Source organism: Rathayibacter rhapontici, assembly GCF_001995175.1.
In the GTDB taxonomy this organism is placed as follows: domain Bacteria; phylum Actinomycetota; class Actinomycetes; order Actinomycetales; family Microbacteriaceae; genus Rathayibacter.
In genome coordinates this window covers 84681-110238 of the sequence record NZ_MUKN01000004.1, presented here as the reverse complement: position 1 = coordinate 110238, position 25558 = coordinate 84681, and the positions used below count along the sequence as shown (strand labels likewise).

Sequence of the window (25558 nt, the reverse complement as noted above, 5' to 3'; positions counted from 1 at the left end):
GCCGTCCGATCCACCTCAGTGGTTCGGACGCGGGGGTGCCGGCTCCCTCGTCGTGCAGCGGCTCAGCGCACCCGGCCGGCGCCGTCGGCGGCGGTGACCAGGAACAGCTCCGGCGCCCGGAAGCCCTTCGCGGCGAAGGCAGCGAGGACCGCGGCGCGGACCTCCTCCTCCTTCTCGACCGGAGTGAGGGCGATCGCGGAGCCGCCGAAGCCGCCCCCGGTCATGCGGGCGCCGATCGCTCCCGCACCCCGCGAGGCCTCGACGGCCGTGTCGAGCTCGGGAACCGAGATCTCGAAGTCGTCGCGGAGCGAGACGTGGCCGGCGTCGAGGAGCTCGCCGATGGCGCGGGGGCCCTGCTCGCGGAGGGTCCGGACGGTCGCGAGGACTCGGGCGTCCTCGGTCACCACGTGCTTCACGCGGCGGTACGTGACGTCGTCGAGGAGCTCCTCGGCGCGCGGGAGGTCGTCGACGGACAGCTCGCGCAGCGACTCCACACCGAGCGTCGAGGCGCCCAGCTCGCACGAGGCGCGCCGCTCGGCGTAGCCGCCGGTCGCGTGCGCGTGCTCGACCTTCGTGTCGATCACGAGGAGGACGAGTCCGGCCTCCTCGAAGCCGAGCGGGATCACCTCGGTGTCCAGGCTCCGGCAGTCCAGGAACACGGCCGCGTCGCGCTGCCCGAAGAGGGAGGCGGACTCGTCCATGATCCCGGTCGGGGCACCGACGGCGACGTTCTCGGCGCGGCGTCCGACCCGCGCGAGCGTCGCCTTGTCGAGGTCGAGCTCCCAGAGCTCGTTCAGCGCGACGGCCATGGCGCACATCAGCGCGGCGGAGCTCGAGAGTCCCGCACCGACCGGGACGTCGGAGTCGACGAACGCGTCGAACCCGGTGCGGGCGCCGAGGTCGACGCCGTACTCGGTGAGAGCCCAGACGACGCCGAGCGGGTAGGCCGACCAGCCCGAGATCGCGCCCGGAGCGAGATCGTCGAGCGAGATCTCGACGTGCTCGGGCGAGAACGCGCTGGCGATGCGGATGACGCGGTCCTCGCGCGGCGCGACGGCCATCGCGGTCGCGCGGTCGATCGCGAACGGGAACACGAACCCGTCGTTGTAGTCGGTGTGCTCGCCGATCAGGTTCACGCGGCCGGGCCCTGCCCACACGCCCGCGGGGGCGTGGTCGTACTCGCGCTCGAAGTCGCGGGCGGCGCGCTCGGCGACGGCGTCGAGCGAGGGGGAGGCGGAGGTCATCGGGTCTCCTCGGTGTCGGAGGGGCTGTCGGGGAGGGAGGCGTCGGGACGCTGGGCGACCCCGGCCGCGAGCGTCGCCGCGTCGGCCCGCTCGATCGCGGCGCGCAGGGCGGCCGCACTGGTCTCGGGAGCGATGTCGCCGATCCACGCGCCCATCGCGGCCTCGCTGCCGGCGAGGTACTTCAGCTTGGTCTCGGCGCGGCGGGGCGAGGTGATCTGCAGCATCAGGCGCACCTCGTCGCGGCGCTCGTGCACGGGCGCTGGTGCCAGGCCGCGATGTAGGGCGTCGGGGTGTCGTAGAGCGCGTCGATGCCGCGGAGCAGGCGCTGGTAGACCTTCGCGAGCTCGTCGCGCTCCTCCGGGGTCGTCTCGCTGATGTCGGCGACGTGGCGGTGCGGCAGGAGGTGCACCTCGACGGGCCAGCGCGCGGCGAACGGCACGAAGGCGGTGAAGTGCTCGCCGCGGATGAGCACGCGGTCACCAGCCTGCTCGAAGGCCAGGATGTCGGCGAACAGCGTCGGTCCGTAGGAGTCGAGCGACGCCAGGAGACGGGTCGTGCGGGGCGTGACGTAGGGGTAGGAGTAGATCTGGCCGTGCGGGTGGTGGAGCGTCACTCCGATCGCCTCTCCGCGGTTCTCGAACGGGAAGACCTGCTGCACGCCGGGCAGGGCCGAGAGGGCGGCGACGCGGTCGGCCCAGGCCTCGACGACCGTGCGGGCGCGCGACGCCGAGAGCGTCGAGAACGAGCCCTCGTGCTCCGGGCTGAAGCAGACGACCTCGCAGCGGCCGACGCTGGTCAGCGTGCGGCCGAGTCCGAGGGTGCGCAGGTCCTCGAGGGAGGCGGGAGCGTCCGCGTCCTCGAGCAGCGGACCGAAGGACGGCGAGCGGTTCTCGAAGACCGCGACGTCGTAGCGGCTGGGCACCTCGGACGGGTTGGTCGGCGAGGCCGGCGCCAGCGGGTCGAGCTCGGCCGGCGGCAGGAACACGCGGTTCTGCCGCGAGGCGGCGATCGACACCCACTCCCCGGTGAGCACGTCCTGGCGCATGCGCGCCGTCGCGGGTCGCGGGTCGAGGTCGCGGGCATCGGCGCTGCGCTCGGGCGGCAGCGTCGTGTCGGCGTCGTCGAAGTAGATGAGCTCTCGCCCGTCGGCGAGGGTGTGCGGGCGCTTGACGACGCCGGCGGAGAGGGGGATCGCTTCGTTCATGGCGGGACTCAGACTAGGGGTCGCTCTTCGAAAAGGAAAGCGCGTTTTCGCTTTGACAAGTCGACCTCGCCGGAGCACCATGGGCGCATGAGACCGGACGGCGAGCACGACGGGCGCTCCGCCGTCGAGCGCCGCCTCCGGATGCGCCTGCTGGCCGAGCGCTCGGGCTTCGTCTCGGTCGCCGACCTGGCCGAGCGCCTCGGAGTCTCGGTGGTCACCGTCCGCTCCGACCTCGACCAGCTCGCGGGGGAGGGGTCGGTGCAGCGCGTGCGCGGCGGAGCGATCCCGTCGGCTGCCAAGCCGGGCGAGCGCTCGCTGGAGGAGGGGCTGGCCGCCGCCGCCGAGGAGAAGGCGGCGATCGGGCGCGAGGCCGCCGCGTCCGTCTCCTCCGGCGAGAGCGTCATCCTCGACGTCGGGACGACTCCGCTCGCGATCGCCCACGCCCTCGTCGCCCGCGAGGAGCTGCGCGACATCACCGTCATCACCAACGGACTCTCCACCGCCCTGGCCCTCGAGCCGGCGATCCCGCGGTTCACCGTCGTCGTCACCGGTGGCACCCTGCGTCCGCTCCAGCACTCGCTCGTCGAGCCGCTGGCCTCCGAGATGCTCGAGCGGATCCGCGCCGACGTCGTCTTCGTGGGCTGCACGGGCGTGCATCCGCGCGCCGGGGTGACGAACGTCAACCTTCCGGAGGCGACCCTCAAGCGCCGCATGCTGCAGGCCGCCGCCCGTCGCGTCGTCGTCGCCGACTCCCGCAAGCTCGGGGTCGTCGACCTCGGCCGCGTGGCCGGCGCCGACGAGTTCGACCTCCTGCTCACCGGCGCGGCCGCCGAGGCGGTCGTCGTCGCCGAGCTGGAGGAGTCGGGCCTGGCCGTCACGCGCTGCTGATCCTCGAGCGGCGCCCGTCACCGGCATCGGTCCGTAGGATTCACGCATGGCCGACTTCACTCCCGCCCCCGCGACCGGGCGCCAGTACGCCCTCGACCTCACCGCCGAGGGCCGCACGCTCCACGCCGTCGTGACGGAGGTGGCAGCAGGGCTGCGCCACCTCTCCGTCGACGCGTCGAGATCACCGCCGGATACCCCGAGACCACCGTGCCGCCCTTCGGGTCGGGCATCGTGCTGGTCCCGTGGCCCAACCGCGTGCGTGACGGCAAGTGGCACCACGCTGGGCGGACCCTCCAGCTCGACATCACCGAGCCGAAGTACCACAACGCGCTCCACGGGCTGCTGACCAGCACCTCCTACCGCCTCGTCGAGCAGGGCCCCTCGTTCGTCGAGCTCGCTGCTCCGGTCGTCCCCCAGCGCGGCTGGCCGTTCCACCTCGAGACGACCGTGCGGTACGAGCTGCAGGCCGACGGCCTGAAGGTCGTGCACCGCGTGGTCAACGTCGGAGCCGAGGAGGCGCCGGTCGCGATCGGAACGCACCCCTTCCTCGCCATCGGCGACGTGCCGACCGACGAGCTCGAGATCACCGTCGACGCGGCCGTGCACATCGAGGTCGACGAGCGGCTGAACCCCACCGGTCAGAGCCCGGTCGAGGGCACCGAGTGGGACCTGCGCCGGGGCCGCCGGATCGGCGATCTCGAGCTCGACGACGCCTGGGCCGACGTCACCGTCGTCGACGGCGAGAGCGTCCACGGCCTCAGCGCCTCGGACGGGCGCCGCGTGCTGCTCTGGGCCGACGCCTCGCACAACTACATCCAGGTCTTCATCACCCGCATCTTCCCCGAGGGCGACGACGTCAAGACCGCGATCGCCGTCGAGCCGATGACCGCTCCCGCCGAGGCGCTCAACTCGGGTCAGGGCCTGCGCTGGCTGGAGCCGGGCGAGGAGTGGACCGTGGCCTGGGGCATCCGGCACGAGGGGTTCCCCTCCGCCTCATGACGGTGACCACCTCGACCGGGCGCGACGACGCCGCGAAGCGCGCCGCGCTCGTCCGCATGAAGCGCATCGCCACCGGCCTCCTGGTCGTGATGGCGATCGTCTTCGCGGTCTCGTTCGCACTGCAGGACCGCTACCCGTGGCTCCAGTGGGTCAGGGCGGCCAGCGAGGGCGGCATGGTCGGCGCCCTCGCCGACTGGTTCGCGGTGACCGCGCTGTTCCGCCGGCCGCTCGGGCTCCCCATCCCGCACACCGCGATCATCGCGACCAAGAAGGACGAGATCGGCACGAGCCTCGCGCAGTTCGTCGAGGAGAACTTCCTCCGCGGCGCGATCGTGCGCGAGAAGCTCGACTCGTTCGGCATCGCCCGGCGCGCGGGCGTCTGGCTCGCCGAACCGGCCAACGCGCACCGCGTGGGCGACGAGAGCGCCGCCGCGGTCCGCGCGGCCGTCGCGCTGCTCGACGACTCCCACGTGCAGGGCGTGATCGAGGCGCTCGCCCGCCGGCACCTGCTCGACCCGCAGTGGGGTCCGCCGCTGGGGAAGCTCGTCGGCGGGATCGTCGAGGCCGGGCACCACCGCCGGCTCGTCGACACGCTGGTGGAGCAGGCGGAGGCGTGGCTCGCCGCGAATCCGCAGAGCTTCACCCGCATGGTCAGCGGCAGGCTGCCCACCTGGCTGCCGTCGGCGGTCAGCCGGGCGATCGACGAGCGGCTGTACCACGAGGCCCTCGTGTTCGTGCACGCGGTCAGGGAGGAGCAGGGGCACCCGCTCCGGCTCGCGATCGACGGCTACCTCGCGACCCTCGCCGAGGACCTCGGCACCGACCCCGATCTCGTCGCGCGGGTCGAGGAGATCAAGAACCAGGCCTTCGACAGTCCGCGGGTGCGCGGCCTGGCGGGGGACGTCTGGGAGTCGACGAAGTCGTCCCTCCTCGGCGCGATGGACGACCCGGAGAGCCCGCTGCGGGCGAGCCTGGAGTCGATCGTGGTGGACCTCGGCCGCCGCCTGTCGACCGACGAGCGCCTCGCGAGCACGGTCGACGCCTGGATCGGCACGGTCGCCGCGAACATGGTCGACCGCTACCGCACCGACATCGCGAGCATCATCGGCGACACCATCCAGCGCTGGGACCCGCGCGAGACCTCCGACAAGCTCGAGCTCCAGGTGGGCAAGGACCTGCAGTTCATCCGGATCAACGGCACGGTCGTGGGCGCACTCGCGGGCCTCGTGATCTTCACGGTCGCGCACGCCCTCCTCGGTTCCTGAGAAGCGGTCCGGGCCGAGCGGAGTCGTCGCCGCCGATCCGCAAGCCCTCGCCGCTGTCGGTGGTCGCGCGTACCGTCGCAGCATGAGCGACAACGACACCACAGGCCCCGACATCAAGACCGAGGGCGACGTCCTCGGAGCCCGCGCCGACGACGGCAGCGACACCAGCGCCAGCAAGGACCCGTCCGACTGGGTCACCGGCGACGAGCCGATGACCGGCCCGCAGCGCAGCTACCTCGACACCCTGGCCCGCGAGGCCGGCGAGACCCTCCCCGCCGACCTCACCAAGGCGCAGGCGTCCGAGAACATCGACCGCCTCCAGTCCTCGACCGGTCGCGGCGAGACGAGCAACGGGCACGACTGACCCCCGGCACGACCCTCCGGGGCGCCGCGCGACGGTGAGAATTGATGCCGTCGCGCGCCCCCGTGCGGGGTGCGTCGATCACCCTCCGGCCTCCCTAGGTTCGTGGCATGGCGATCTCTCGCACCACGCGGACGGCCCTCGACCTCATCGACTCGCTCCGCGTTCCGGGGGCGATCGATCCCCGTCTCGCCCGGCAGGTGGCCGACTCGCTCCGTCAACTGCTGGAGGCGGGGACCTTCGGGCCCAGCGACAGGGCTCTGCGCCGGCGCTCGAGGCAGCTGCGCCGGGGATCTGCCCTCTACTGACCGCGACCGGCCCGCCTCGACTGGGCGTCCGGATCGTGATGGAAGCGCTCCCTCGACCTCTCCCCGAGGGGCCGGGAGCGGCGTAGGCTCGCCTCAGGCGTCCCGGCCTCTCGTCGCACCGTCGCGACGTCGGAGCGGGCGCCGGTGAGGACGACGATGTCTCAACGGGTCGCAACCCGCAGTTCTGTCAGCATCCGACTCGTGCGGTGGTACCGGACCGACGACGGATGGAGATCCGAGGTCGTGCACGGACGCCTCCTCGAGCACCAGGCTGGAGTCTGGCGCCTGCTCGACGGCGACGAGGTGCACGACTACCCGGACTCGATCTGGTCGCTCTGCCACGAGTAGGCGCGCCGGTCACTCCTCGTCGCGCGCGAGCATCGACCACTCGTCGTAGTCCGCCACGGGCTCGGGCTGATCCTCGGCCGAGACGTGCTCGACCCGAGGCTCAAGCGCGGTGCGTCGACGGTCGAGCTCCGCGAGGGTGGCCGCGTCCGCTGCGGGATCCTCCGGCGAGTCGTCCTCCACGAGGAGGAGCTGGCTCGCGGGCCCGATCAGCAGCTCGGCCTGCTCGCGCTCGCCGTCAGGGGTCGTCCCTGCGACGACGATCGTGTCGGCGATGCCGCGCAGCCCCAGCTCACGGGCGTAGGCGAGGATCCCGTGGGCCACGGCGTCCCCGACGAGCAGCGAACCACCGGCGTAGTGAAGGCGCTTCATGCCCTCCATCGTCACCGCGCTCCCGAGTCCGCGCAGGGGGATTCCGTTCGTGGTGCGGTGCCGCCAGCGCCCCGAACGAGGGCCCCGCGAGCGGGGGACTGCCCCGAGAGGACGTCGTCTGTCTACCCCGAGGGCGCGAATCCGCACCCCTGGGAAAATCGTCTCCATGGGTCAGCTCATCTACGGTTCCTCCGATGTCTACGAGTTCGACGACCGCGTCCTGGCCCACGTGCAGGTCGTCGTCGGCCGCAAGCTCCGTCGGCACGAGACCTTCTACCTGAGCTGGGTGAAGCCCGTCGAGAGCGGGTCCGGCCGCGTCACCGTCTGGATCTCCCCGCACATCCCGCTGCAGTTCCACTTCGTCGGCGGCCGCCCGCCCCGGCTGAACGACGCCTGGCTCCGCGAGATGCTCACGACGTCCCACGGCGACCGCGGCCTCGTCGTGACCCGCGAGCCGGATTCGCTCCCGCTGACGGAGCAGCCGAGGCCGCCTGCCCTCGGCTGACGGAGGAGGGGAGCGGGACGGCTCGCGCCGGCGGCGGTTCCCGGACGTGCTGGACGACTGCGCGCGCCGGAGGCGGCGAGGACCGCGGGGTGAGCGGCCGCCGATCGACGAGCGCGTCCCTCCCGACGGAGCGGGGTGCGCGGCCCGGTGCTGACGCGGAGAGAGGCCGAGCGCCCACGGCACCCGACCTCTCCCCGCGCCCGGGTGGCGCGGCCGCCTCCGCGACCGCCTCACCCGGAGTCACTCCGTGCTACTCGCGGGAGTGCTCCTCGACCGTCGTCCCGTGAGTCGCCTCCCGGAGCCGTGCTCGTCGACGGAGGACGATCATCGTCGCGCCCAGCAGCAGCAGCCCGAGGGCTCCGACCAGCAGTCCGGTCACCGCGGGGGTCCCGGTGTCGGCGAGACCGCCGGGCCTTCCGGCCTCGGGCCGGTCGCCGGGCGCGGGCGCCGCCGTCGCCGACGGGGAGGCGGACGGCGAGGCCGACGAGGACGGCGAGGCCGACGGCGTGGCCGAGGGCTCGCCGGTCGGGCCCGGGGTCGGGATCAGCACGGTCTCCCGCGGGACGACGTCGACCGTGATGATCTGCGCGTCGGAGTCGCCCGCGCCGGACTCGCCGACGAGCTTCTGGTACAGCTGGTGGCGGCCGAGCGACGTCGGCGTCCACGAGAAGCGGGCCTGGCCCTCCCGGTCGGCGCCGATGCCGCGCAGCGTCGTCGACGCGATCACCGCACCGCCCTCCTCCGGCGGCCCGTCGTAGATCAGGACGGTCTGGTGCGACGGCGAGGCGGCGTCGGCATCCGCTGTCACGTACGCGTCGAGGGGTACTCCGACCTGCAGTTCGGGGATCGGGGAGGTCTCGGTGAGGGTGGCGTGCTCAGGGACGTCGGTGGTGAATCCGCCGCCGGCGAGGTGCACGTTGGCGTCCGTGGCCGGGGTGGTCGTCGAGGCGACCGACCGTGCCAGGGTGGGATCCGCCGGTGTCGTCGACGCGGCGAGCGTCGAGTCGGCCGAATTCATGACCGTGACGGTCTGGAACCCCTGATTGTTGCTTCCGCACGCGGTGGCCTGACGCTTCCCGGTGAACGGGTCGATCAGGTAGCCCTCGGAGTCGACCGCGGGGCCGCCTCCGGCCATGAAGGACGTGTTCCCCACGACCTTCGGGCAGGTGGTGCTCGCTCCCGACGCGTTGGCCTGCAGGGGGTGCACCTCGGCGTCCGGGTCACCGTCGCGGTTGAGCTGGACGAACATGTTCCAGGTGGTGTGGTCGGTGGCTCCGGAGGAGCCGACCGCGGTCCACGGATCGGAGTAGACGGTCTGCATCCCTCGCGCGTCGAGGTCGGCGATCGTCTTGTCGCCTCCGATCTTCACGGGCGCACTCAACGGCAGGCCCGTCCTCTCGTTCACGGGGACGGCGAAGAAGCTGACCGTGGTGTTCTCGGCCGGGACGAGGCTGAAGTTGTGGACGGGTACGGCGAAGGTGACCTGGTCACCGGCCACAGGGGCCGAGGCGTAGGCGACGGCGGTCTGCGGGCCGGTGGCGCTGGCTTGCAGCACCTCGAAACCGCGGATCTGCTGGCGGGAGAACCGAGTCGTCATGCGCGGGACCTGGGAGATGGAACCCTCGACGACGTCGACATCGATCGTGTAGGGCAGGTTGAGGGCCGGGTCTGCGATCTGGCCGTAGTTGTCGGTCAGGAACGTGTTCTGACCCGGGATGATGTTCACGGAGTTCGTGAGCCTCTGCACACCCGCCTTGTCATAGTAGTAGTAAGCATTGAAGGTGTAGTCGCGGGCGGTGGTGCCGTCGACCTGGATCATCATCGACTGATTCGATGTCGCCTCCGTCGTGCCGAGGACGGTGAGGCCCAACCTCTGCTCCGCATCCCAGGACTGGCCGACCTTCACCTTCGTCGTCACCTTGACCCCGATGTTGGCCGTCGCCTCGGCGGAGATCTTGGCCTCCTCGCTCTGCTTGGTGGTGACGTCCGAGGACACCGTCGTATCGGTGCCTGTCTTACTGGAGACGGTGATCGTCTTCGAGGCCTTCAACTGGCCGGGCGTGAAGAGCTGATTGTCGATCTGGCCTCCCTTCGACACGGGGACCGTCGAATCCTTCGGGATCACTTCGTAGTCGCCGAACTCCGTGACCGTTTGAGGGTAGGAGAGCAGGTTCCCGTTGAGCCACGTGGGCTGATACCAGTCGAGCGACTTGCCGGCCACGTCGGCCTGCACATCGATCGTCGACGACGGCACGGTGACATCGAAGAACGCATTGCAGGTTCCTCCGCAGTTCTGATCCCCGGTCGCCGCTGACACCTGTCCTTCGCCGATGATGGGATAGCGGAAGACCGTCATGGACGTCGACTTCGTCACGAGGAGGTCGTCGTTGATGGTCTCGCTCGACGTCTGCCGGGAGATCGTGTCGGACGTGCTGGACCCGTCGTCGTTCACCGTCTCCGTCCTTCGGGAGAGACCGCCCTTCAGTTCCGCACTCAGCTTCGTCGCACCGACGAAGGGCAGACCGGCCTCCCACGCGCCCTTGACGGATGCCGTTCCTGCGACGCCGGTGGAGGTCGACCGGTCGACGGTCACGCTCGTCGTGCTCGCCTTGGAGTTCTCCGTCTCGAGAGCCAGGAAGGTCTTCGATGACCAGGTGTACTCGTCGAGACCGGACTCACCCGTGGTCTCGTCGTAGAGCCAGTCCATGTGGACGGGTGGCGCTGCGGCGATCATGACGGGCGACCCGGTGCTGGGCACCTCGATGACCAGGGGTGCACCCAGGCGCAACGAGGTGTTGTCCTGGTCGTACGCGGTCAGGGTGGCGCTCTTGGCCGGATCGAGCTTCACCGACGTGTCGAAGACGCGGACGGCCTTCGCCGCCGGGTCCCAGCTCAGCATCGCGACGTTCCCGGTCGCTCCGCGCACCGTGGCCACCCCCCAGAGAAGCGCATCGTTCGACGCGGCGTCGCGCCCGGCGTAGCCACCGGGAGCGAGCTGAAGAGGCGGTCGGTGCGGGTGGGGGTACTTCTTCACGAAATCGAGTTTCGACGCAGTCTGATAAGGGAAAGTCTCTTTCGCGTACTCGAGGCAGGCGTATCCCAGGTTCGAGCTCTTGAGCGTCTGGTCGACAGCACTGGTCGGGTCGATGCCGTATGCGGTGTAGCAGGAATAAGGCACGATCCGCCAGCCGTTGTAGATGTCGTCGACGGTCATCACCGCGTAGGAGAAGACCAACTGACGGCGATCCATGCTGGAGGGGTCGGAGGGATCGCTGCCCTCGGTGAACAACGCCGGCTCGAGGCGATGGGTGACCGAGCACCATTGCCCGGCGACCGTGGTCGCGCACCCGGTCTCCAGGGAGATGTCGAAGGCGTTGCTGTTGTTGTTGCCCGACTGCGTCACGGACGATGCGACGGTGAAGTCCGCTGTGAAGGCTTTGATCTCCACCCATACCCACACCAGGTTGGACTCGGTGTAGCTGACCGCGAGCTGCGCCTTGCCGATGCCGGCGAAGTCACCGGCGGCGACACCGTAGATCGTCGAGACGGGGACGTCCTTCCCTACCGCGAAGGCAGCGGTCGTGGACTGCTGCACGGAGGTCTGGTCCGGCGCGGTGTAGGAGATGAACGTGGTTCTGAAGGCGCCTGCGGAGTTCTGGTAGACGACGGCGATCTCGTTCTGGGCGTCTCCGTTGAAGTCGGCGATCTCCACTCCGACGGTTCCGGTGATCTCGTCGGTGGTGAATCCGGTGACGTCGGTCGAGGCGAGGCTCGGCCGGTTGTAGTCGACGACGGCGACGTGCAGCTTCCGATCGCCGTCGACGTAGGCGACGGCGGCTTCGTCGCCGTAGTTGCCCGCCGCGGTCGCCGCTCGGTCCAGGTCGCGACCGCGAGGTCGGAGGGGAGCGTCGCGTCCTTCGGCATCGGGATCGACCAGGTGGGCAGCGCGCCGGCGTTGGGGGCGCCTCCGGACGTCACGGTGGCGCTCGTGTCGAAGAGCGCCAGGACCGCGCTGTCTCCGAGGGGGCTGAAGTGCAGGGCCAGCACGCGCTCGGCGTCGTCGTCGACGAAGCGGCCCGAGGCCGTGGGGAAGTTGGCGTGCAGATCCGTGACAGGCGCGGTCTGACCGGAGGCGACGGTCACGGGTTGCGCCCCCGACTTCGCCGTGTACGCGGTGGCGGTGTTCGTCCCGTCCGCCGGTTGGACCAGGAGCTTGTCGCTCTGGATGAGGGTGCTCGCGGCCGGAGCGCCCAACGGGTCGACGGGTTCGGCGGGCGCGCCCGACCCGAGGTCGACGGCGGTGACGGCTGTGTCGGTGCTCGTCGCCGCCGAGGCGGGGACGGCGAGGGGACCTGCGAGCACTCCCGCGGTCAGGGCGGCGGCTGCGGCGAGCAGCGCCTGGCGACCGCGTCGGCGCGGTCGATCGGGGTGGGGGGAGATGGGCATGGCGGTGCGATCCTCGCTCTGGCCGGGTGTGGGGTGTGGAAACGTACAGCTCCCACTGCCGCTCAGTCTCGGGTCCGGACGGGGGGCGCGATAGAGCCGGAAGCGGACATGTCCGCAACAGGGCGGAGCCGTGCGGAAGGACGCCGGCGCGCGCCGGAGCACCCCGTCCGGTGAGCGCGGTGCCGCCGACGGAGCACTCCGCTCCCACGATGCGGCGACGTCGACGGGACGCCGCGGGGACGCCGAGGGAGCACCCCTCGCAGCTCCGTCAGCGGTGCGCGAGCCGATGCTCGACCGACCCTGGTGCAGGTGCCGCTCACCGCGGCGTCCGGCCCCCGGGCGGTCCGACGATGCGGTGGACGCCTCCTGAGCTGTCGCCGGTCAGGAGGCCCGCTCGCGCGCCCGGGTGTCGGAGGCGTCGTCCTCGGCCGGCTGGTCGTCCATGACTCCCGGCCGCAGGCGCAGGAGCAGCAGGAAGTAGACGGCGCCGAGGGCGATCAGCCCGAGGACGACCAGCGCGGGCACGAGCCCGTCGCCCGGGGTGACGAGGGCGAGCAGGGCGACGACGATCCAGACGAGTGCGGCGACGGCGACGGGGAGCTCGGCGCGGCCGAGGCTGAAGCCGCCGTCGCGGCGCTCGAGCCGGCGGCGGACGACGAGGTAGAGGACGACGGTGCCGCCGTAGATGAGTGCGGGGAGGATCGTGCTGCCGATGATCAGCTGCAGCAGCGCCTCGCCGGGCAGGGCGAGCATCAGGACGCAGCCGATGGCGATGATGAGCAGCGTCGCGTACACGGGCGTCCTGGTCCGGGAGTCGACGCGCCCGATCAGGCGCGCTGCGGGGAAGCGGCCGTCGCGGGCCATCGCGAAGGCCTGGCGGGCCGCGGCAGCCATGACCACGGTGCCGGCGCCGAACATCGAGAACGCGATGCCCGCGAGCAGGATCTGCTCCCAGACGGGTCCGAGCTGCCCGCGGATGATCGCGGCGACGGGGGAGGGGTCGGTGCTGACGGCGTCGACGTCCTGGATCGAGACGGTCAGGACGACGAGGAACGCGAGCCCTGCGACGGCGGCCGCGATGACGGATCCGACGATCGCGCGCGGGACGCTGCGGAACGGGTCCTTCGCCTCTTCGGCGAGGTTCGCGGCGGAGTCGAATCCGACGAGTGTGGTCAGGCCCATCAGCATCCCCGCCATCAGCCCGCCGCCGAGCACGAAGTACTGGGGGTCCGCGTCGGCGACACCGCGGGAGACGAGGTTCTCGGGCTGGACGGTGCCGGTGGCGAGCGAGACCGCGAGGAGGACGACGACGAGGACCACCACGATCGCGAGCTCGATGCCCACCGCCCACGCCGTGAGGACGCCGAGCAGACGGGTGGAGGCGATCACCAGGACCGCCTGCACGACGAGGATCGCGACGGTCAGCCAGCGGGTGAGATCCTCGTCCGCGCCGATCCCCAGCATCGGCATGATCGCCTGGCCGGCGAGGGCGTCGGCGATCGCGACGACGGCGATGGCGAGGAACCAGAACGACAGCCAGCCGAAGAACCAGCCGACCCGGGGCGAGGCCAGCCTCGACGCCCACTGGTAGGAGGAGCCGCTGAGTGCGATGCGGGCGGCGAACTGCGCGACCACGAGGGCGACGAGGGTCTGGCCGATGCCCACGATCACCCACAGCCAGATGCCGGCCGGACCCGCGGTCTGCAGCATCTGCCCGTAGGTGGCGAAGACCCCCACGGCGACGGAGATGAACGCGAAGGAGATCGCGAACACCTGGAAGCCGCCCAGTGTGCGCGTGAGCGGGGGGCGGCTGGTGGTCGGAGTCGACATGTCTGCTTTCTCGGGGTCGGGTCGGTCGGGGGTGGTCACGAGCGTCCCTGCCACCAGTGGCGCAGCGCCGGGTGGTACTGCCGCACCAGCGACTCGAGCCACGGCGGCACGGAGGGCTGAGGCCGCGGTGCCGCCGTAGGTGGCGAGGTCGGCGTCGGCACAGGTGGTGCCGGGGGGATCGGGGGTGCCGTTGCACCCGGCGGCCCGGAGGGAGGCGCTGGGCTCCTCACGGCGGTGACGGCGATGTAGCCGTCGCGCCTGCTCTCGGTGCCGGAGGAGACGCCGCTGGTGGAGTCCGTGACCGAGGCGTCGACGTGGTTCGAGCCTCCCGCTCCGGAGGAGGGGAAGAAGCGCTGCCCGCCGGAGTACCGTCCTCCGCTGCCACCGCCTCCGCCGTACCAGCCGCCCCCGCCGCCGCCGCCCGCGATGCCGTCGACGGTCCGCGCGCTCCCCCCGCCGGCGCCCCCGACCCCGAAGTCGCCGTCGGTGCCGTGCGTCGAGGTGCAGAGCGCCACGGCGCCGCCGGTGGTCTCCGTGCCGGGCTCGGCGCGACTGCCCGCTCTGCACGCCGACCCCGGTGCACCGGCGTCGCCCCCGGTGCCTGCGAGGTAGGCGTCCTGTCCGCCGCCGCCTCCGCCTCCACCGCCGGCGACCATGAGGCGGCTGGAGGGATCGTCCGGCGAGGTACGGATGTCGGTGGCGCCGCCGCCGCCCCCGCTCTGCCGCAGGGAGGACGCGCCGCCGCCGCCCGGGCCTCCGCCGTTGACGCCTCCGGGGAAGCGATCGGGGTGGGGAGCAGCGGGGTCGTCCCGGTCGTACCCGCCGCCCTGCCCGCCGACGACGAGGTGCAGCGTCTGCCCGGGAGTGACGGGGAGCAATCCGGTCACGAGACCTCCGCGTCCGCCGTCCACACCGCCGTCGCCTCCCTTCATCTCGATGCGGAGGGCGGTGACGTCGGCGCCGACGACGTAGGGGATCGGGCCGCCGGCGGCCTCGACGACCAGGGACGGAGCTTCGGCGGCCTGCGCGGGGAGCGGAGGATGCGCCGCGGCGAGCCCGGTGCCGAGGAGGAGTGCTCCGGCGAGGAGCGAGTGCGGGCGGAGTGCGCGGCGGGGGAGCATGGTCGTCCTCGGTGTCGGGTCGACCGTCCTCGGCCTCCGTGCGACCGTGGCAGGTGTCCGCGTGCGGCCGCAACGTCCTCTAGCGGCCACGTCCGGAAGAGGGCGTGAGCTGTTCGACGACTGTCGGCTCTGCGGCTCGCACGGCGGTCGTCCTGCGAGAAGGACTGCGGAGTGGCTCGCTCCCCGCCCCGACCGCGCGGCAGCGTCCGCACCGCCACCGGTGGGCCCCGTCGGGCTCGAACCGACGACCCGCGGATTAAAAGTCCGCTGCTCTGCCAACTGAGCTAGAGGCCCGCGGATCCAGGGTAGCGCGCCCGACGGACCGACCCGACGGCACCCGGACCGGGGCATATCCGGCGGCCCGCAGGCGTTACCCTCCTCGAACCCCTTCACTCCGAGCGGACGCCTGCGCCCGCTCTCCCGACCGCGGAAGGCGGCCCCATGACAGACGGCTTCCACAAGCCGACCAAGTTCCCCTCCCACGTCTTCGAGGCGTTCCAGGGAGGCGAGGACCCGGCGCAGATCACCCGGGTGGCGCACGAGACGGCGATCGCCCTGCTCAGCCGGGTCCGGGACGACCCGGATCCGGTGATCATCGACCGCCTGGTCGAGTACACCGACCACAACGGCATCGATGCGCTCGCCGAGCTGTGGGCGCGCTCGAGTGCCTCGAGCCTGCCGGGTGCACTCTGGCGCATCTACCTGCTCCGGCTCGTCATCCGGCAGGATCCGCAGAGCACGAGCTTCCTCTACCAGCGGGGCGTGGAGCTCTCCTCCACCATCGATCCGGTGGTCGCGGGAGCCAGCACGCCCACCGGACCCGCCGAGATCACCGAGCTCGCCGACCGGATCCTCCGCGGCGTCTTCGACGGCGACTTCGCCGTGGCTCTCGACCGTGCCGCTGCGTTCTGCCGCGTGAGCGCCTCCGGAGCGGCCTCGGTCGCCGACGACGTCGAGCTGATCGACGGGCCGCGGGCGAGCGAGCTCACGACGCGCGCCCTCCGCCTCTCGACCACCGCCTCCGAGCTCGCCGGCTGCGCGAGGCTCTGGCGGAGCGACTCCCTGGAGTAGTCCTCCCGCGCAAGGCCGTTCACCGACCGCGAACGCGCCTCGCGACCACCCCCGGGGCAGTGGTTAGACTGGGCGAGGCCGGATCGCAGTAACCCCGGGCTCCACTTGTAGCCGCTTCGAGCGGCCTCGCGCCGAGAGGCGTTCTGCGGTCCGGCCCCTTTCTTCCCCGCAGTACCGCACGGGAGCGAGGGCCCAGTGGCGGGTGGTCGGAGGCGGGCCGCCCCGCACCGCACGTCCGAGTCCTCGACAGACAGGCGCCACCCCGATGAAGAACCGCATCGCGTTCCGACGGGGGGCTCGGTGGTGGGCCGGGACAGGCCTGCTGGTCACCGCAGCCCTCTACCTCCTCGGCGCTCCGCAGGTCGACGACGCCGACGGTGCACTCCTCGGCGGAGGCGTCACCGTGTCGCAGGGAGCGGTCATGCGCTCACTGGCGGTGCTCGACGTGATCGCCGGTCTCTGGATCCTCCTCCGACCCCGGACCTACCCCGCCCTGACCGCGGCGGCCGCCGGTCTGATCGCCCTCTGGCTCTCGCCCCGGCTCAAGGCTCCGGCGCTCGTCGACATCGGCGGATTCGCACTCGACATCCGCTTCGCGGTCCACCCCCTCGAGGTGCTCGTGATCGTCGCGGCGGTGACCGTCGTCGTCTCGTCGGTGAGCGCGGGCTTCCAGAAGCGGGCTCGGACGGGGGAGCGACGATGAGCGACGACACCACGACCGACCTCGGCTCGCTCCTCGAGCGCATCGCCGCCGCCGATCAGACGGCGTTCTCCGAGCTGTACGACCTCACCGCGTCCCGCGTCCTCGGGCTCGTCACCAGGGTGCTCGTCGACCGTGCGCAGTCCGAGGAGGTGACCCAGGAGGTGTTCCTCGAGATCTGGCAAACCGCTGGACGCTTCGCTCCGAATAAAGGAAGCGCGACGACCTGGATCCTCACGATGGCACACCGCAGGGCCATCGATCGGGTACGCGCGGCTCAAGCGGGCCGCGACCGGGACGTGCGCATCGGAATCCGGGATCTCGGTCGTGACTACGACCAGGTCGCCGAACAGGCGGAGGTGTCTCTTGAGCACGAGAAGGTCGCGGCCGCCATGGGCAGGCTGACCGAGCTGCAGCGGCAGGCGCTGCAGTTGGCGTACTACGGCGGGTACTCGCACAGCGAGATCGCGGGGATCCTGCAGTGCCCCGTCGGTACCGTCAAGACGCGCCTGCGCGATGGAATGATCAGACTTCGAGAAGAGATGGGGGTGACCCGGTGACCGACGTGAATCGACCCGACGATCCTCGCGAGCTCGCCGCGGGCCACGCCCTCGGGATCCTGACTCCCGAGGAGCAGGACCGGTACGAGCGGTTCCTCGCGGAGCACCCGGAGGCCCGAGCCGAGGCGGACGGGTTCGCCGCTGTGGCCGACGCGCTCTCCGACGACGCCGCGCCGGTGGCCCCTTCGCCCCGCCTGAAGGCGGATCTGATGGCGCTCATCGCGACGACGCCGCAACTGCCGCGGGACGAGCCGGCTCAGCCGGTCGAGCCTCCGCGACTGCACGCCGTCGAAGCGGAGGCGCCCCCCAGGGCGCGCCACAGCGCCGAGGCGAAGGCGCGCGGCCGGTGGTTCACCCGCCCTGCCGTGTACCTCTCGGCCGCCGCCGCGGCCGCCGTGATCGCGGTCGGCGGAGTGACGCTGCCCCAGGTGCTCTCGCCCGGCTCCGATCAGACGCAGGAGCTCACGGCTCTGGAGGAGATCCGCAACGCCCCCGACGCGCAGGAGGCCGTCTCGACCGTCGCCTCGGGCGAGACCGCGACGCTGGTCTGGTCGGGTTCGCTCGGCCGCTCGGCTCTCGTCGTCGAGGATCTCGCTCCACTGCCCGACGGCAAGACGTACGAGCTCTGGTACATCGACTCCACCGGGCCGGTGGCCGCGGGTCTCTTCGAGGGAGGCGACGGCCGGACCGTGGCTCCTCTCGAGGGCACCATGGCCGAGGGCGCCGTCGTCGCGGTGACGATCGAGGACGAGGGCGGGTCGGACACTCCGACCACCGATCCCATCCTCGCCATCGAGACCGCCTGACGGCACGACCGACGGACGCAGACGAGAAGAGCCGCACCCCCGAGGGGAGTGCGGCTCTTCTCGTTGAGGGCGTCGGATCAGCCGAAGCGGCCCGAGACGTAGTCCTCGGTGGCCTGCACGGACGGGCGCGAGAACATGGTGGCCGTGTCGTCGTACTCGATGAGCTTGCCCGGCTTGCCGGTGCCCGCGATGTTGAAGAACGCGGTGCGGTCCGAGACGCGCGACGCCTGCTGCATGTTGTGGGTCACGATCACGATCGTGTACTCGTTCTTGAGCTCCTCGATGAGGTCCTCGATCGCGAGCGTCGAGATCGGGTCGAGGGCCGAGCAGGGCTCGTCCATCAGCAGCACGTCGGGCGAGACCGCGATCGCGCGGGCGATGCACAGACGCTGCTGCTGACCGCCGGAGAGACCGGAGCCCGGCTTGTCGAGGCGGTCCTTCACCTCGTTCCAGAGGTTCGCGCCCTGGAGCGACTTCTCGACCAGGTCGTCCGCGTCGGACTTGCTGATGCGGCGGTTGTTGAGCTTCACCCCGGCCAGCACGTTGTCGCGGATGGACATCGTGGGGAACGGGTTCGGACGCTGGAAGACCATGCCCACCTGACGGCGGACGAGCACCGGGTCGACGCCGGGGCCGTAGAGGTTGTTCCCGTCGATCAGCACCTCGCCGTCGACGTAGGCGCCGGGGATGACCTCGTGCATGCGGTTGAGCGTGCGGAGGAAGGTCGACTTGCCGCAGCCGGACGGGCCGATGAAGGCGGTGACGGTGCGGGGCTCGATGGTGAGCCCGACTCCCTCGACCGCGAGGAACTTGCTGTAGTAGACGTTGAGGTCGTTGACTTCGATGCGCTTGGACAACGGAGATCCTTCGGGTTAGCGGCCGAGCTTGGGGGCGAAGATGCGCGCGACCAGGCGTGCGAGCAGGTTGAGGAGCATGACGATCAGGATGAGGACCAGCGCGCCGGTCCACGCCCGGTCGATGTACGCGGCGGCGTCGGAGCCCTGGTCCGCGTACTGGCGGAAGACGAAGACAGGGAGGGTCATCATCCGGTCGTCGAACGGGTTGTAGTTCATCGACTGCGTGAAGCCGGCGACGATGAGCAGCGGGGCCGTCTCGCCGATGACGCGGGCGATCGAGAGCATGACGCCCGTGACGATGCCGGCGATCGAGGTGGGGAGGACGATCTTGACGACGGTCAGCCACTTGGGCACGCCGAGGGCGAAGGACGCCTCGCGCAGCTCGTTCGGGACCAGCCGCAGCATCTCCTCGGTCGAGCGGACCACCACGGGGATCATCAGCACCGAGAGCGCGACCGCGCCGCCGATGCCCATCCGGACGCCCGGTCCGAAGAAGAGGACGAGCAGGGCGTAGGCGAAGAGGCCGGCGACGATGGAGGGGATGCCGGTCATGACGTCGACGAAGAAGGTGATGCCGCGGGCCAAGGTGCCGCGTCCGTACTCGACGAGGTAGATCGCCGTCATCAGGCCGATCGGGATCGAGATGACCGCCGCGAGCGCCGTGATGATGAGCGTGCCCATGATCGCGTGCAGCGCTCCTCTGCCCTCGCCGACGACGTTCCGCATCGAGGAGGTGAAGAAGAGGATGTCGAACCGCGCGGCCCCGGCGGTGATCGCGGTGTACATCAGCGAGATCAGCGGGATCAGCGCGACGACGAACGCCGCGGTGACCAGCGTCGTGACGACCCGGTCGGTGGCCCGGCGGGCGCCCTCGACCAGGCGGGCCAGGACGAACACCGCGACCGTGTAGAGCACGGCGCCGAAGAAGACGGTGCCGACGATGTCGAAGCCGGCGGTCACGCCGCTCACCGCGAGGAGCGCGTAGACGACGGCCATCAGCGCGAGGCTGCCGCCGAGGAGCGCGAGGGGGGCCCACTTGGGCAGCTGCCCGCTGGTGAGGGTGTTCGTCACCGCGGGAGCGGCGTCCTCGACGCGGCGGCGCTGGCGAGGAGGAGTCGTCATGGTGACCATCAGTTCGCTCCCGAGAAGCCTTGCGGCGGTTGATGATGTAGCGCGCGAGCATGTTCACGACGAGCGTGATCGCGAAGAGCATGAGGCCGGAGGCGATCAGCTCGTTGACCTTGAGGCCGTAGGCCTCGGGGAAGCTCAGGGCGATGTTCGCGGCGACCGTGTTGGAGTTCGTCGACTGCAGCAGCGCGAAGTTCACGACGAAGGACGGCGAGAGGACGATCGCGACGGCCATGGTCTCGCCGAGTGCGCGGCCGAGGCCGAGCATCGAGGCCGAGATGATGCCGGGGCGGCCGAAGGGCAGGACCGCCGTGCGGACCATCTCCCAGCGGGTCGCGCCGAGGGCGAGCGCCGCCTCCTCGTGGAGGGTCGGCGTTTGGAGGAAGACCTCGCGGGAGATCGCCGTGACGATCGGCAGGATCATGACCGCCAGCACGAGGGCGACGGTGAGGATCGTGCGTCCGGTGCCCGAGACGGGGCCGGAGAAGAGCGGGAACCAGCCGAACGCGTCCGTGAGGAACGTGTAGAAGGGCTGGACGAACGGGGCGAGGACGGTGATGCCCCAGAGACCGAAGACGACCGAGGGCACGGCGGCCAGCAGGTCGATCACGTAGCCCAGGCCCTGCGCGAGACGGCGCGGGGCGTAGTGCGAGATGAAGAGCGCGATGCCGATCGAGATCGGGACGGCGATGACGAGGGCGAGCGCCGCGGCGTACACGGTGCCGAAGACGAGGGGGCCGACGTAGGCCCAGAAGCCGGCGCCGCCGGAGATATCGTCGCTCGGCGCGGTGAGCGCGGGGATCGACTGCACGACCAGGAAGAGGGCGACGGCGGCGAGGATGACGAGGATCAGCGTGCCGGAGGCCATGGCCGTTCCGGCGAAGATCCGGTCGGCCGGGCGCTGCTTCGCCTTGATGGCGCCGACGGGCCGCTCTGCGGTGCTCATGGATGGGTTCCCTGCGTTCGGAGTGGGGGAGGGGGCCGATCCGCGAGACGGCCCCGGACCGGTGGGGTCCGGGGCCGACTCGCGAGGGGGATTACTTGATGGACTCGATCGCGGTGGCGACCTGGGTCGACAGCTCGGACGAGAGCGGGGCGGCTCCGGCGGAGGTCGCGGCCTCCTCCTGACCGGCCTCGCTGGTCACGTAGCCAAGGTACGCCTTGACGAGCTCGGCCGTCGCGGGGTCCTGGTACTCCTGGCAGGCGATGAGGTAGCTGACCAGGACGACCGGGTACACACCCGACTCCTCGGTGGAGTAGTCGATGTCGTACACGATGTCGTTCTCGGGACGGTCGGTCGCCTCGGGCGAGGCGTCGACGATCGCGGCAGCGGCCTCGGGGGAGTACTCGACGAACTCCTCGCCCACCTTGATCTTCGCGGTGCCGAGGTCACCGGCGCGCGAGGCGTCGGCGTATCCGATGGTGTTGGTGCCGTTGGTCACGGTGTCGATGACGCCCGAGGTGCCCTGGGCCGCCTCGCCGCCCTCGTAGGGCCAGACGCGTCCGGCTCCGCGTCCCACACGTCGGGGGCGGTCGCGTTGAGGTACGCGGCGAAGTTCTCGGTGGTGCCCGAGTCGTCCGAGCGGTGCACCGCGGTGATGTTGGCGTCGGGGAGCGTCGCGTCGGGGTTCAGCGCGGCGATCTCGGGGGCGCTCCACTTGGTGATGGTGCCCTTGAAGATGCCCGCGGCGGTGGCCGCGTCGAGGTTGAGCTCGTCGACGCCGTCGATCTTGAAGACCAGGGCGATCGGGGAGATGTAGGCCGGGACGTCGATGGCCGAGGTGCCCTCGGCGCACTTGCCGAAGGAGCCGTCCAGCTCCTCGAGCTTGAGCGCGCGGTCCGAGCCGGCGAAGTCGGCGCCGCCGGCGATGAACGCCTCGCGACCCGCGCCGGAGCCGTCGGGCGAGTAGTTGATGGTGACGCCGGGGTTCTCCGTCTGGAAGGCGGCGACCCAGGCCTCCTGGGCCGACCCCTGCGACGAGGCGCCGATGCCGTTGAGCGTGCCCTCGAGGCTGCTGGCAGCACCGGAGGAGGAGTCGCCGGCCGGAGCCGCGGTCCCTTCATTGGCTGCGCACGAGGTCAGAGTGATCGCTGCGACGGCGGCGACGACGGCCGCCTGGCCGAGACGCGAGATTCTCACAAGTATCCCTTTCGGGTAGGAAAGCATGGAAACAGAACAGGGCCTGGTGCAGCCCGCGAGCGAATGTACGAGGGGGTCGTGTCCGCCCACGGTCCGCTGGGTGAACGGGCGGTGAACGAGGCCCGTCGGGGCTTGCCGGGCGCGCCGCGGATCCGGATCGCTCCGGGCGTGCGGCGGCGCGGTCTCAGGCGAGCGGCGCGTGCGTCTCGATCGCCACGATGCCCGATCCGGGGTGCTCGCTCGAGAGGTGCACGACGGTGAATCCGCCGGTGGGCAGGTGCGAGGCCTCGTCGAGGTAGGCGCCGATCGGAGTCGCGGTGGCGAGGGCGATCTCGCGCAGGATCTCGGGGATCACCGGCCGGTGGCTGCAGAGCACGGCGGTCCTGCGGGCGCGCACGCGCTTGCCGATCAGGCCGCGGATGTCGGTGCCGCCGTGCTCGAACGCGTCCTGGCTGATGTCGTCGGACAGGCGCACGGGCCTCTTCACGAGGGAGGCGAGCGGAGCGATCGTCGAGCGGCAGCGCTTCGCGGTGCTCGAGACGAGCCGGCGCGGGCGCCAGGCCGCGACCGCGCGGGCGGCCGCAGCGGCCTCGTCGGTCCCGCGCCGGTTGAGGCGCCGGGTGGAGTCGCGACCGTCCCAGGAGTCGGCGGGCACGGCCTTCGCGTGCCGCAGCACGACGAGCGCGAAGGTCTCGAGGCCGCCCCGGGCCGCGATCCTCGAGAACTCGTCGACGATGGCGACGTCGTGCGGATAGGTGAGGTAGCCGCGTGCCCGCTTCGGCGTGACCCACTCCAGGGCCTCGACCTCGCGGTTGGGCAGGAAGTCGGAGTGCAGCACGGCCTTCTCGCTGACCCGCGCCGCCCAGTAGTGGACGGCCTTGGCGCGTCCGTTCGGCAGGGTGTACTCGGTCGAGCCCAGCGGCACGCCCAGACCGACGGCGAGCCCCGTCTCCTCGCGGATCTCGCGCACCGCGGTCTCGGGCAGCGACTCGCCCGGATCGACCTTGCCCTTGGGCAGGCTGACGTCGCTCCGGTGCGGCCGGTGGATCACGAGGATGTGCGGGCGGCCCTCGATGATCCGCCAGCACACCGCTCCGGCCGCGTAGACGGTCCCGGTCACGGCGTCAGCGGGCGGAGGCCCGGGAGGCGGACCGCGACGCGATGCGCTTGCGGTGCGTGATGTGCGCCATGAGCCGGTTCTGCAGATCGGAGAGCGGCGCACCGTCCTCGTCGAGGTGGTGCCGGGTCCAGACCCCGTCGGGACCGAGCCACCAGGAGGCGGTCTTCTCGTCCATCGCGCGGTCGAACATGTCGTCGATCTCGCTCAGGTGCGCGGGCTCGACGATCCGCACGAGCGCCTCGACGCGGCGATCGAGGTTGCGGTGCATCATGTCGGCGCTGCCGATGTAGACGATCGGCTCGCCGTCGTTGACGAAGCTGAAGATGCGCGAGTGCTCGAGGTAGCGCCCCAGGATCGAGCGCACCCGGATCGTCTCCGAGAGGCCCTCCTGCCCGGGCTTGAGGCCGCAGATGCCGCGGACCCAGACGTCGACCGGCACGCCGGCCTGGCTCGCCCGGTACAGCGCGTCGATGACGGCCTCGTCGACGATCGAGTTCATCTTGATCCGGATGCCGGAGGGCTTGCCCGCCCTGGCGTTCTCGGTCTCGGCCTCGATGCGCTTCAGCAGGCCCTTCCGGAGGTGGCGCGGCGCGACGAGCAGGCGCTTGAACTTCTTCTCGATCGCGTAGCCCGAGAGCTCGTTGAACAGGCGGGTGAGGTCCTTGCCCACCTCGTCGTCGGCGGTGAGCAGGCCGAGGTCCTCGTAGATGCGCGAGGTCTTCGGGTTGTAGTTGCCCGTGCCGATGTGGGAGTAGTGCCGCAGCACCCCGCCCTTCTCCTGGCGGATCACGAGCGCGAGCTTGCAGTGGGTCTTGAGGCCGACGAGGCCGTAGACGACGTGCACGCCGGCCTTCTCGAGCTTGCGCGCCCACGAGATGTTGGCCTGCTCGTCGAAGCGCGCCTTGATCTCGACGAGGGCGAGGACCTGCTTGCCCGACTCCGCCGCGTCGATGAGCGCCTCGACGATGGGGGAGTCGCCCGAGGTGCGGTACAGCGTCTGCTTGATCGCGAGCACGTCCGGATCGGCGGCCGCCTGCTCGAGGAACGACTGCACGCTGGTCGCGAAGGACTCGTAGGGGTGGTGCAGCAGCACGTCGCCGCGCGAGACGGCCTTGAACACGTCCTGCCGCTGGTTGGGCTCGGACGGCATGAGCTGCGCGGCCGTGGTCGGCACGTGGTTCGGGTACTTCAGATCCGGACGGTCGATCTTCTGCAGGCTGAAGAGCCCGCTGAGATCCAGCGGCGCCGGGAGCTTGTAGACCTCCTGCGTCGTGATGTCGAGCTCGCGCACGAGGAGCCCCAGCGTCTCGTCGTCCATGTCGTCGGTGACCTCGAGGCGGATGGGCGGGCCGAACCGGCGGCGCAGCAGCTCCTTCTCGAGGGCCTTGATGAGGTTCTCGGTCTCGTCCTCGTCGACCTCGACGTCCTCGTTGCGGGTCACGCGGAAGACGTGGTGGTCCAGGATCTCCATCCCGGGGAAGAGATCGTCGAGCTGGTTCGCGATGAGGTCCTCGAGCGAGATGAAGCGCATCGGCTCACCGGGTGCGGCGACGCCGGCGATCCGCACGAAGCGCGGCAGCATCTGCGGCACCTTGAGACGCGCGAACTCGGTCTTCTGCGTCTTGGGGTTGCGGACCCGGACCGACAGGTTGAGGGACAGGCCGGAGATGTAGGGGAACGGGTGCGCCGGGTCGACCGCGAGCGGCATGAGCACCGGGAAGATCTGCGCCGAGAAGTAGTCGTCGAGCACAGAGCGCTCGGCGTCGTTGAGATCGCTCCAGCGCACGACCTCGATGCCGGAGGCGCCGAGCGCCGGCTTCACGAGATCCTGGTAGGCGCGCGCGTGGCGCTGCTGCAGCTGGTGCGCCTTCTCGGAGATGTCGGTGAGCACGTCGACCGGCACGCGGCCGATGTTCGTCGTGAGCGCGAGCCCCGTGAGGATCCGGCGCTTGAGCCCGGCGACGCGCACCATGAAGAACTCGTCGAGGTTCGACGAGAAGATCGCGAGGAAGTTCGCCCGCTCGAGCACCGGCACCAGCGGATCCTCGGCGAGCTCGAGCACGCGCTGGTTGAACGCCAGCCAGCTGAGCTCGCGGTCGAGGTAGCGGTTGTCCGGGAGGAGCGGGTCCGGGAGCTCCTCCTCGTCGTCGAAGTCGTCGTCGAGGTCGTCGCTCAGGCCGTCTTCGAGAATGAGGTTGTCGCCGTCCATGCGACCATCCTGGCACCGCCCCCGCGTGCTCCGCGCCGCGGGTGGTGAATGCCGGGTGAACGCGGCCGGGGGAGGAGCG

At 71.0% G+C, this 25558-nt stretch carries 20 protein-coding genes, 1 tRNA gene and 3 pseudogenes; 11 read left to right on the top strand and 13 right to left on the bottom strand.

Annotation, left to right across the window (positions count from 1 at the left end; genetic code table 11):
* Positions 1-62: 62 nt before the first annotated feature.
* Together galK and galT are read right to left on the bottom strand one after the other, a co-directional pair.
* Positions 63-1244: a galactokinase gene (galK, locus tag B0T42_RS02540; protein WP_077221820.1), complete on the bottom strand. Its 1182-nt coding sequence runs from the start codon at positions 1242-1244 to the stop codon at positions 63-65.
* Positions 1241-2448 (bottom strand): annotated as a pseudogene (gene galT, locus B0T42_RS02535) (galactose-1-phosphate uridylyltransferase). Before galT ends, galK begins: the two are co-directional and overlap by 4 nt.
* An 87-nt stretch (positions 2449-2535) precedes the next feature.
* Here galT and B0T42_RS02530 point away from each other — a divergent pair.
* The 6 genes from B0T42_RS02530 (at position 2536) to B0T42_RS19870 (ending at position 6617) form a co-directional block, all read left to right on the top strand.
* A complete protein-coding gene (locus B0T42_RS02530) occupies positions 2536-3336 on the top strand; it encodes a DeoR/GlpR family DNA-binding transcription regulator (protein ID WP_077221819.1) in 801 nt (266 codons plus the stop codon).
* A 207-nt stretch (positions 3337-3543) separates the two neighbouring features.
* Positions 3544-4335 carry an aldose 1-epimerase family protein gene (locus tag B0T42_RS02525; RefSeq protein WP_236720071.1) on the top strand — a complete coding sequence of 264 codons (792 nt, stop codon included), beginning with the start codon at positions 3544-3546 and terminating at the stop codon, positions 4333-4335.
* Positions 4332-5600 carry a DUF445 domain-containing protein gene (locus B0T42_RS02520; RefSeq protein ID WP_077221818.1) on the top strand — a complete coding sequence of 423 codons (1269 nt, stop codon included), beginning with the start codon at positions 4332-4334 and terminating at the stop codon, positions 5598-5600. The genes B0T42_RS02525 and B0T42_RS02520 overlap by 4 nt, the downstream gene beginning before the upstream one ends.
* Positions 5601-5682: 82 nt before the next feature.
* Positions 5683-5964 carry a DUF3072 domain-containing protein gene (locus B0T42_RS02515; protein ID WP_077221817.1) on the top strand — a complete coding sequence of 94 codons (282 nt, stop codon included), beginning with the start codon at positions 5683-5685 and terminating at the stop codon, positions 5962-5964.
* A gap of 107 nt (positions 5965-6071) precedes the next feature.
* The gene (locus B0T42_RS02510) at positions 6072-6269 is read left to right on the top strand and encodes a hypothetical protein (protein ID WP_056866578.1); all 198 of its coding nucleotides are present in this window, start codon (positions 6072-6074) and stop codon (positions 6267-6269) included.
* A 201-nt stretch (positions 6270-6470) separates the two neighbouring features.
* Positions 6471-6617: a hypothetical protein gene (locus B0T42_RS19870; protein ID WP_157602202.1), complete on the top strand. Its 147-nt coding sequence runs from the start codon at positions 6471-6473 to the stop codon at positions 6615-6617.
* 9 nt (positions 6618-6626) lie between these two features.
* Here B0T42_RS19870 and B0T42_RS02505 read toward each other — a convergent pair whose 3' ends face one another.
* The gene (locus B0T42_RS02505; RefSeq protein ID WP_139344393.1) at positions 6627-6986 is read right to left on the bottom strand and encodes a hypothetical protein; all 360 of its coding nucleotides are present in this window, start codon (positions 6984-6986) and stop codon (positions 6627-6629) included.
* Between the two features lie 166 nt (positions 6987-7152).
* On the opposite strand from B0T42_RS02505, the gene B0T42_RS02500 reads away from it, so the two are divergent.
* Positions 7153-7491 (top strand): DUF7882 family protein, encoded by a 339-nt coding sequence (locus B0T42_RS02500; RefSeq protein WP_077221815.1) that lies wholly within the window; start codon positions 7153-7155, stop codon positions 7489-7491.
* A 250-nt stretch (positions 7492-7741) separates the two neighbouring features.
* Here B0T42_RS02500 and B0T42_RS19865 read toward each other — a convergent pair whose 3' ends face one another.
* The 4 genes from B0T42_RS19865 to B0T42_RS02475 all read right to left on the bottom strand — a co-directional run bounded on the left by B0T42_RS19865 (position 7742) and on the right by B0T42_RS02475 (position 15182).
* Positions 7742-11203 carry an NADPH-dependent FMN reductase family protein gene (locus tag B0T42_RS19865; RefSeq protein WP_077221814.1) on the bottom strand — a complete coding sequence of 1154 codons (3462 nt, stop codon included), beginning with the start codon at positions 11201-11203 and terminating at the stop codon, positions 7742-7744.
* A gap of 1115 nt (positions 11204-12318) precedes the next feature.
* Entirely contained in the window at positions 12319-13767 is a 1449-nt protein-coding gene (locus tag B0T42_RS02485; RefSeq protein WP_077221812.1) for an APC family permease, read from the bottom strand.
* A gap of 35 nt (positions 13768-13802) precedes the next feature.
* Entirely contained in the window at positions 13803-14888 is a 1086-nt protein-coding gene (locus B0T42_RS02480) for a glycine rich domain-containing protein (RefSeq protein WP_077221811.1), read from the bottom strand.
* A gap of 221 nt (positions 14889-15109) precedes the next feature.
* Positions 15110-15182, bottom strand: a tRNA-Lys gene (locus B0T42_RS02475).
* Positions 15183-15329: 147 nt separating this feature from the next.
* On the opposite strand from B0T42_RS02475, the gene B0T42_RS02470 reads away from it, so the two are divergent.
* The 4 genes from B0T42_RS02470 to B0T42_RS02455 all read left to right on the top strand — a co-directional run bounded on the left by B0T42_RS02470 (position 15330) and on the right by B0T42_RS02455 (position 18025).
* The gene (locus B0T42_RS02470) at positions 15330-15959 is read left to right on the top strand and encodes a hypothetical protein (protein WP_055787611.1); all 630 of its coding nucleotides are present in this window, start codon (positions 15330-15332) and stop codon (positions 15957-15959) included.
* Between the two features lie 265 nt (positions 15960-16224).
* The gene (locus B0T42_RS02465; protein WP_077221810.1) at positions 16225-16662 is read left to right on the top strand and encodes a hypothetical protein; all 438 of its coding nucleotides are present in this window, start codon (positions 16225-16227) and stop codon (positions 16660-16662) included.
* A complete protein-coding gene (gene sigK, locus B0T42_RS02460) occupies positions 16659-17219 on the top strand; it encodes an ECF RNA polymerase sigma factor SigK (protein WP_077221809.1) in 561 nt (186 codons plus the stop codon). Before B0T42_RS02465 ends, sigK begins: the two co-directional genes overlap by 4 nt.
* Positions 17216-18025 (top strand): anti-sigma factor, encoded by an 810-nt coding sequence (locus B0T42_RS02455; protein ID WP_201788473.1) that lies wholly within the window; start codon positions 17216-17218, stop codon positions 18023-18025. Before sigK ends, B0T42_RS02455 begins: the two co-directional genes overlap by 4 nt.
* Positions 18026-18102: 77 nt before the next feature.
* On the opposite strand, the gene pstB is transcribed toward B0T42_RS02455, so the two are convergent.
* From pstB to B0T42_RS02425, 6 genes and pseudogenes are all read right to left on the bottom strand, one after another.
* Positions 18103-18882 carry a phosphate ABC transporter ATP-binding protein PstB gene (gene pstB, locus B0T42_RS02450; RefSeq protein WP_055787623.1) on the bottom strand — a complete coding sequence of 260 codons (780 nt, stop codon included), beginning with the start codon at positions 18880-18882 and terminating at the stop codon, positions 18103-18105.
* A 15-nt stretch (positions 18883-18897) separates the two neighbouring features.
* Complete coding sequence (gene pstA, locus B0T42_RS02445; RefSeq protein ID WP_077221833.1) at positions 18898-20004, bottom strand: phosphate ABC transporter permease PstA; 1107 nt, start codon at positions 20002-20004, stop codon at positions 18898-18900.
* A gap of 8 nt (positions 20005-20012) precedes the next feature.
* Positions 20013-20956 (bottom strand): annotated as a pseudogene (pstC, locus tag B0T42_RS02440) (phosphate ABC transporter permease subunit PstC).
* A gap of 91 nt (positions 20957-21047) precedes the next feature.
* A pseudogene (locus B0T42_RS02435) lies at positions 21048-22150 on the bottom strand (phosphate ABC transporter substrate-binding protein PstS).
* 184 nt (positions 22151-22334) lie between these two features.
* Positions 22335-23270: an NUDIX hydrolase gene (locus tag B0T42_RS02430; RefSeq protein WP_077221808.1), complete on the bottom strand. Its 936-nt coding sequence runs from the start codon at positions 23268-23270 to the stop codon at positions 22335-22337.
* 4 nt (positions 23271-23274) lie between these two features.
* Positions 23275-25479, bottom strand: a complete 2205-nt coding sequence (locus B0T42_RS02425; protein WP_055787636.1) for an RNA degradosome polyphosphate kinase — start codon at positions 25477-25479, stop codon at positions 23275-23277.
* Positions 25480-25558: the final 79 nt, after the last annotated feature.

What these genes read in the sequence shown, in the direction of transcription:
- galK (WP_077221820.1), bottom strand. Translation starts at nt 1,244, where the DNA reads ATGACCTCCGCCTCCCCCTCGCTCGACGCCGTCGCCGAGCGCGCCGCC.
- B0T42_RS02530 (WP_077221819.1), top strand. Translation starts at nt 2,536, where the DNA reads ATGAGACCGGACGGCGAGCACGACGGGCGCTCCGCCGTCGAGCGCCGC.
- B0T42_RS02520 (WP_077221818.1), top strand. Translation starts at nt 4,332, where the DNA reads ATGACGGTGACCACCTCGACCGGGCGCGACGACGCCGCGAAGCGCGCC.
- B0T42_RS02515 (WP_077221817.1), top strand. Translation starts at nt 5,683, where the DNA reads ATGAGCGACAACGACACCACAGGCCCCGACATCAAGACCGAGGGCGAC.
- B0T42_RS02510 (WP_056866578.1), top strand. Translation starts at nt 6,072, where the DNA reads ATGGCGATCTCTCGCACCACGCGGACGGCCCTCGACCTCATCGACTCG.
- B0T42_RS02505 (WP_139344393.1), bottom strand. Translation starts at nt 6,986, where the DNA reads ATGAAGCGCCTTCACTACGCCGGTGGTTCGCTGCTCGTCGGGGACGCC.
- B0T42_RS02500 (WP_077221815.1), top strand. Translation starts at nt 7,153, where the DNA reads ATGGGTCAGCTCATCTACGGTTCCTCCGATGTCTACGAGTTCGACGAC.
- B0T42_RS02485 (WP_077221812.1), bottom strand. Translation starts at nt 13,767, where the DNA reads ATGTCGACTCCGACCACCAGCCGCCCCCCGCTCACGCGCACACTGGGC.
- B0T42_RS02480 (WP_077221811.1), bottom strand. Translation starts at nt 14,888, where the DNA reads ATGCTCCCCCGCCGCGCACTCCGCCCGCACTCGCTCCTCGCCGGAGCA.
- B0T42_RS02470 (WP_055787611.1), top strand. Translation starts at nt 15,330, where the DNA reads ATGACAGACGGCTTCCACAAGCCGACCAAGTTCCCCTCCCACGTCTTC.
- B0T42_RS02465 (WP_077221810.1), top strand. Translation starts at nt 16,225, where the DNA reads ATGAAGAACCGCATCGCGTTCCGACGGGGGGCTCGGTGGTGGGCCGGG.
- sigK (WP_077221809.1), top strand. Translation starts at nt 16,659, where the DNA reads ATGAGCGACGACACCACGACCGACCTCGGCTCGCTCCTCGAGCGCATC.
- pstA (WP_077221833.1), bottom strand. Translation starts at nt 20,004, where the DNA reads ATGACGACTCCTCCTCGCCAGCGCCGCCGCGTCGAGGACGCCGCTCCC.
- B0T42_RS02425 (WP_055787636.1), bottom strand. Translation starts at nt 25,479, where the DNA reads ATGGACGGCGACAACCTCATTCTCGAAGACGGCCTGAGCGACGACCTC.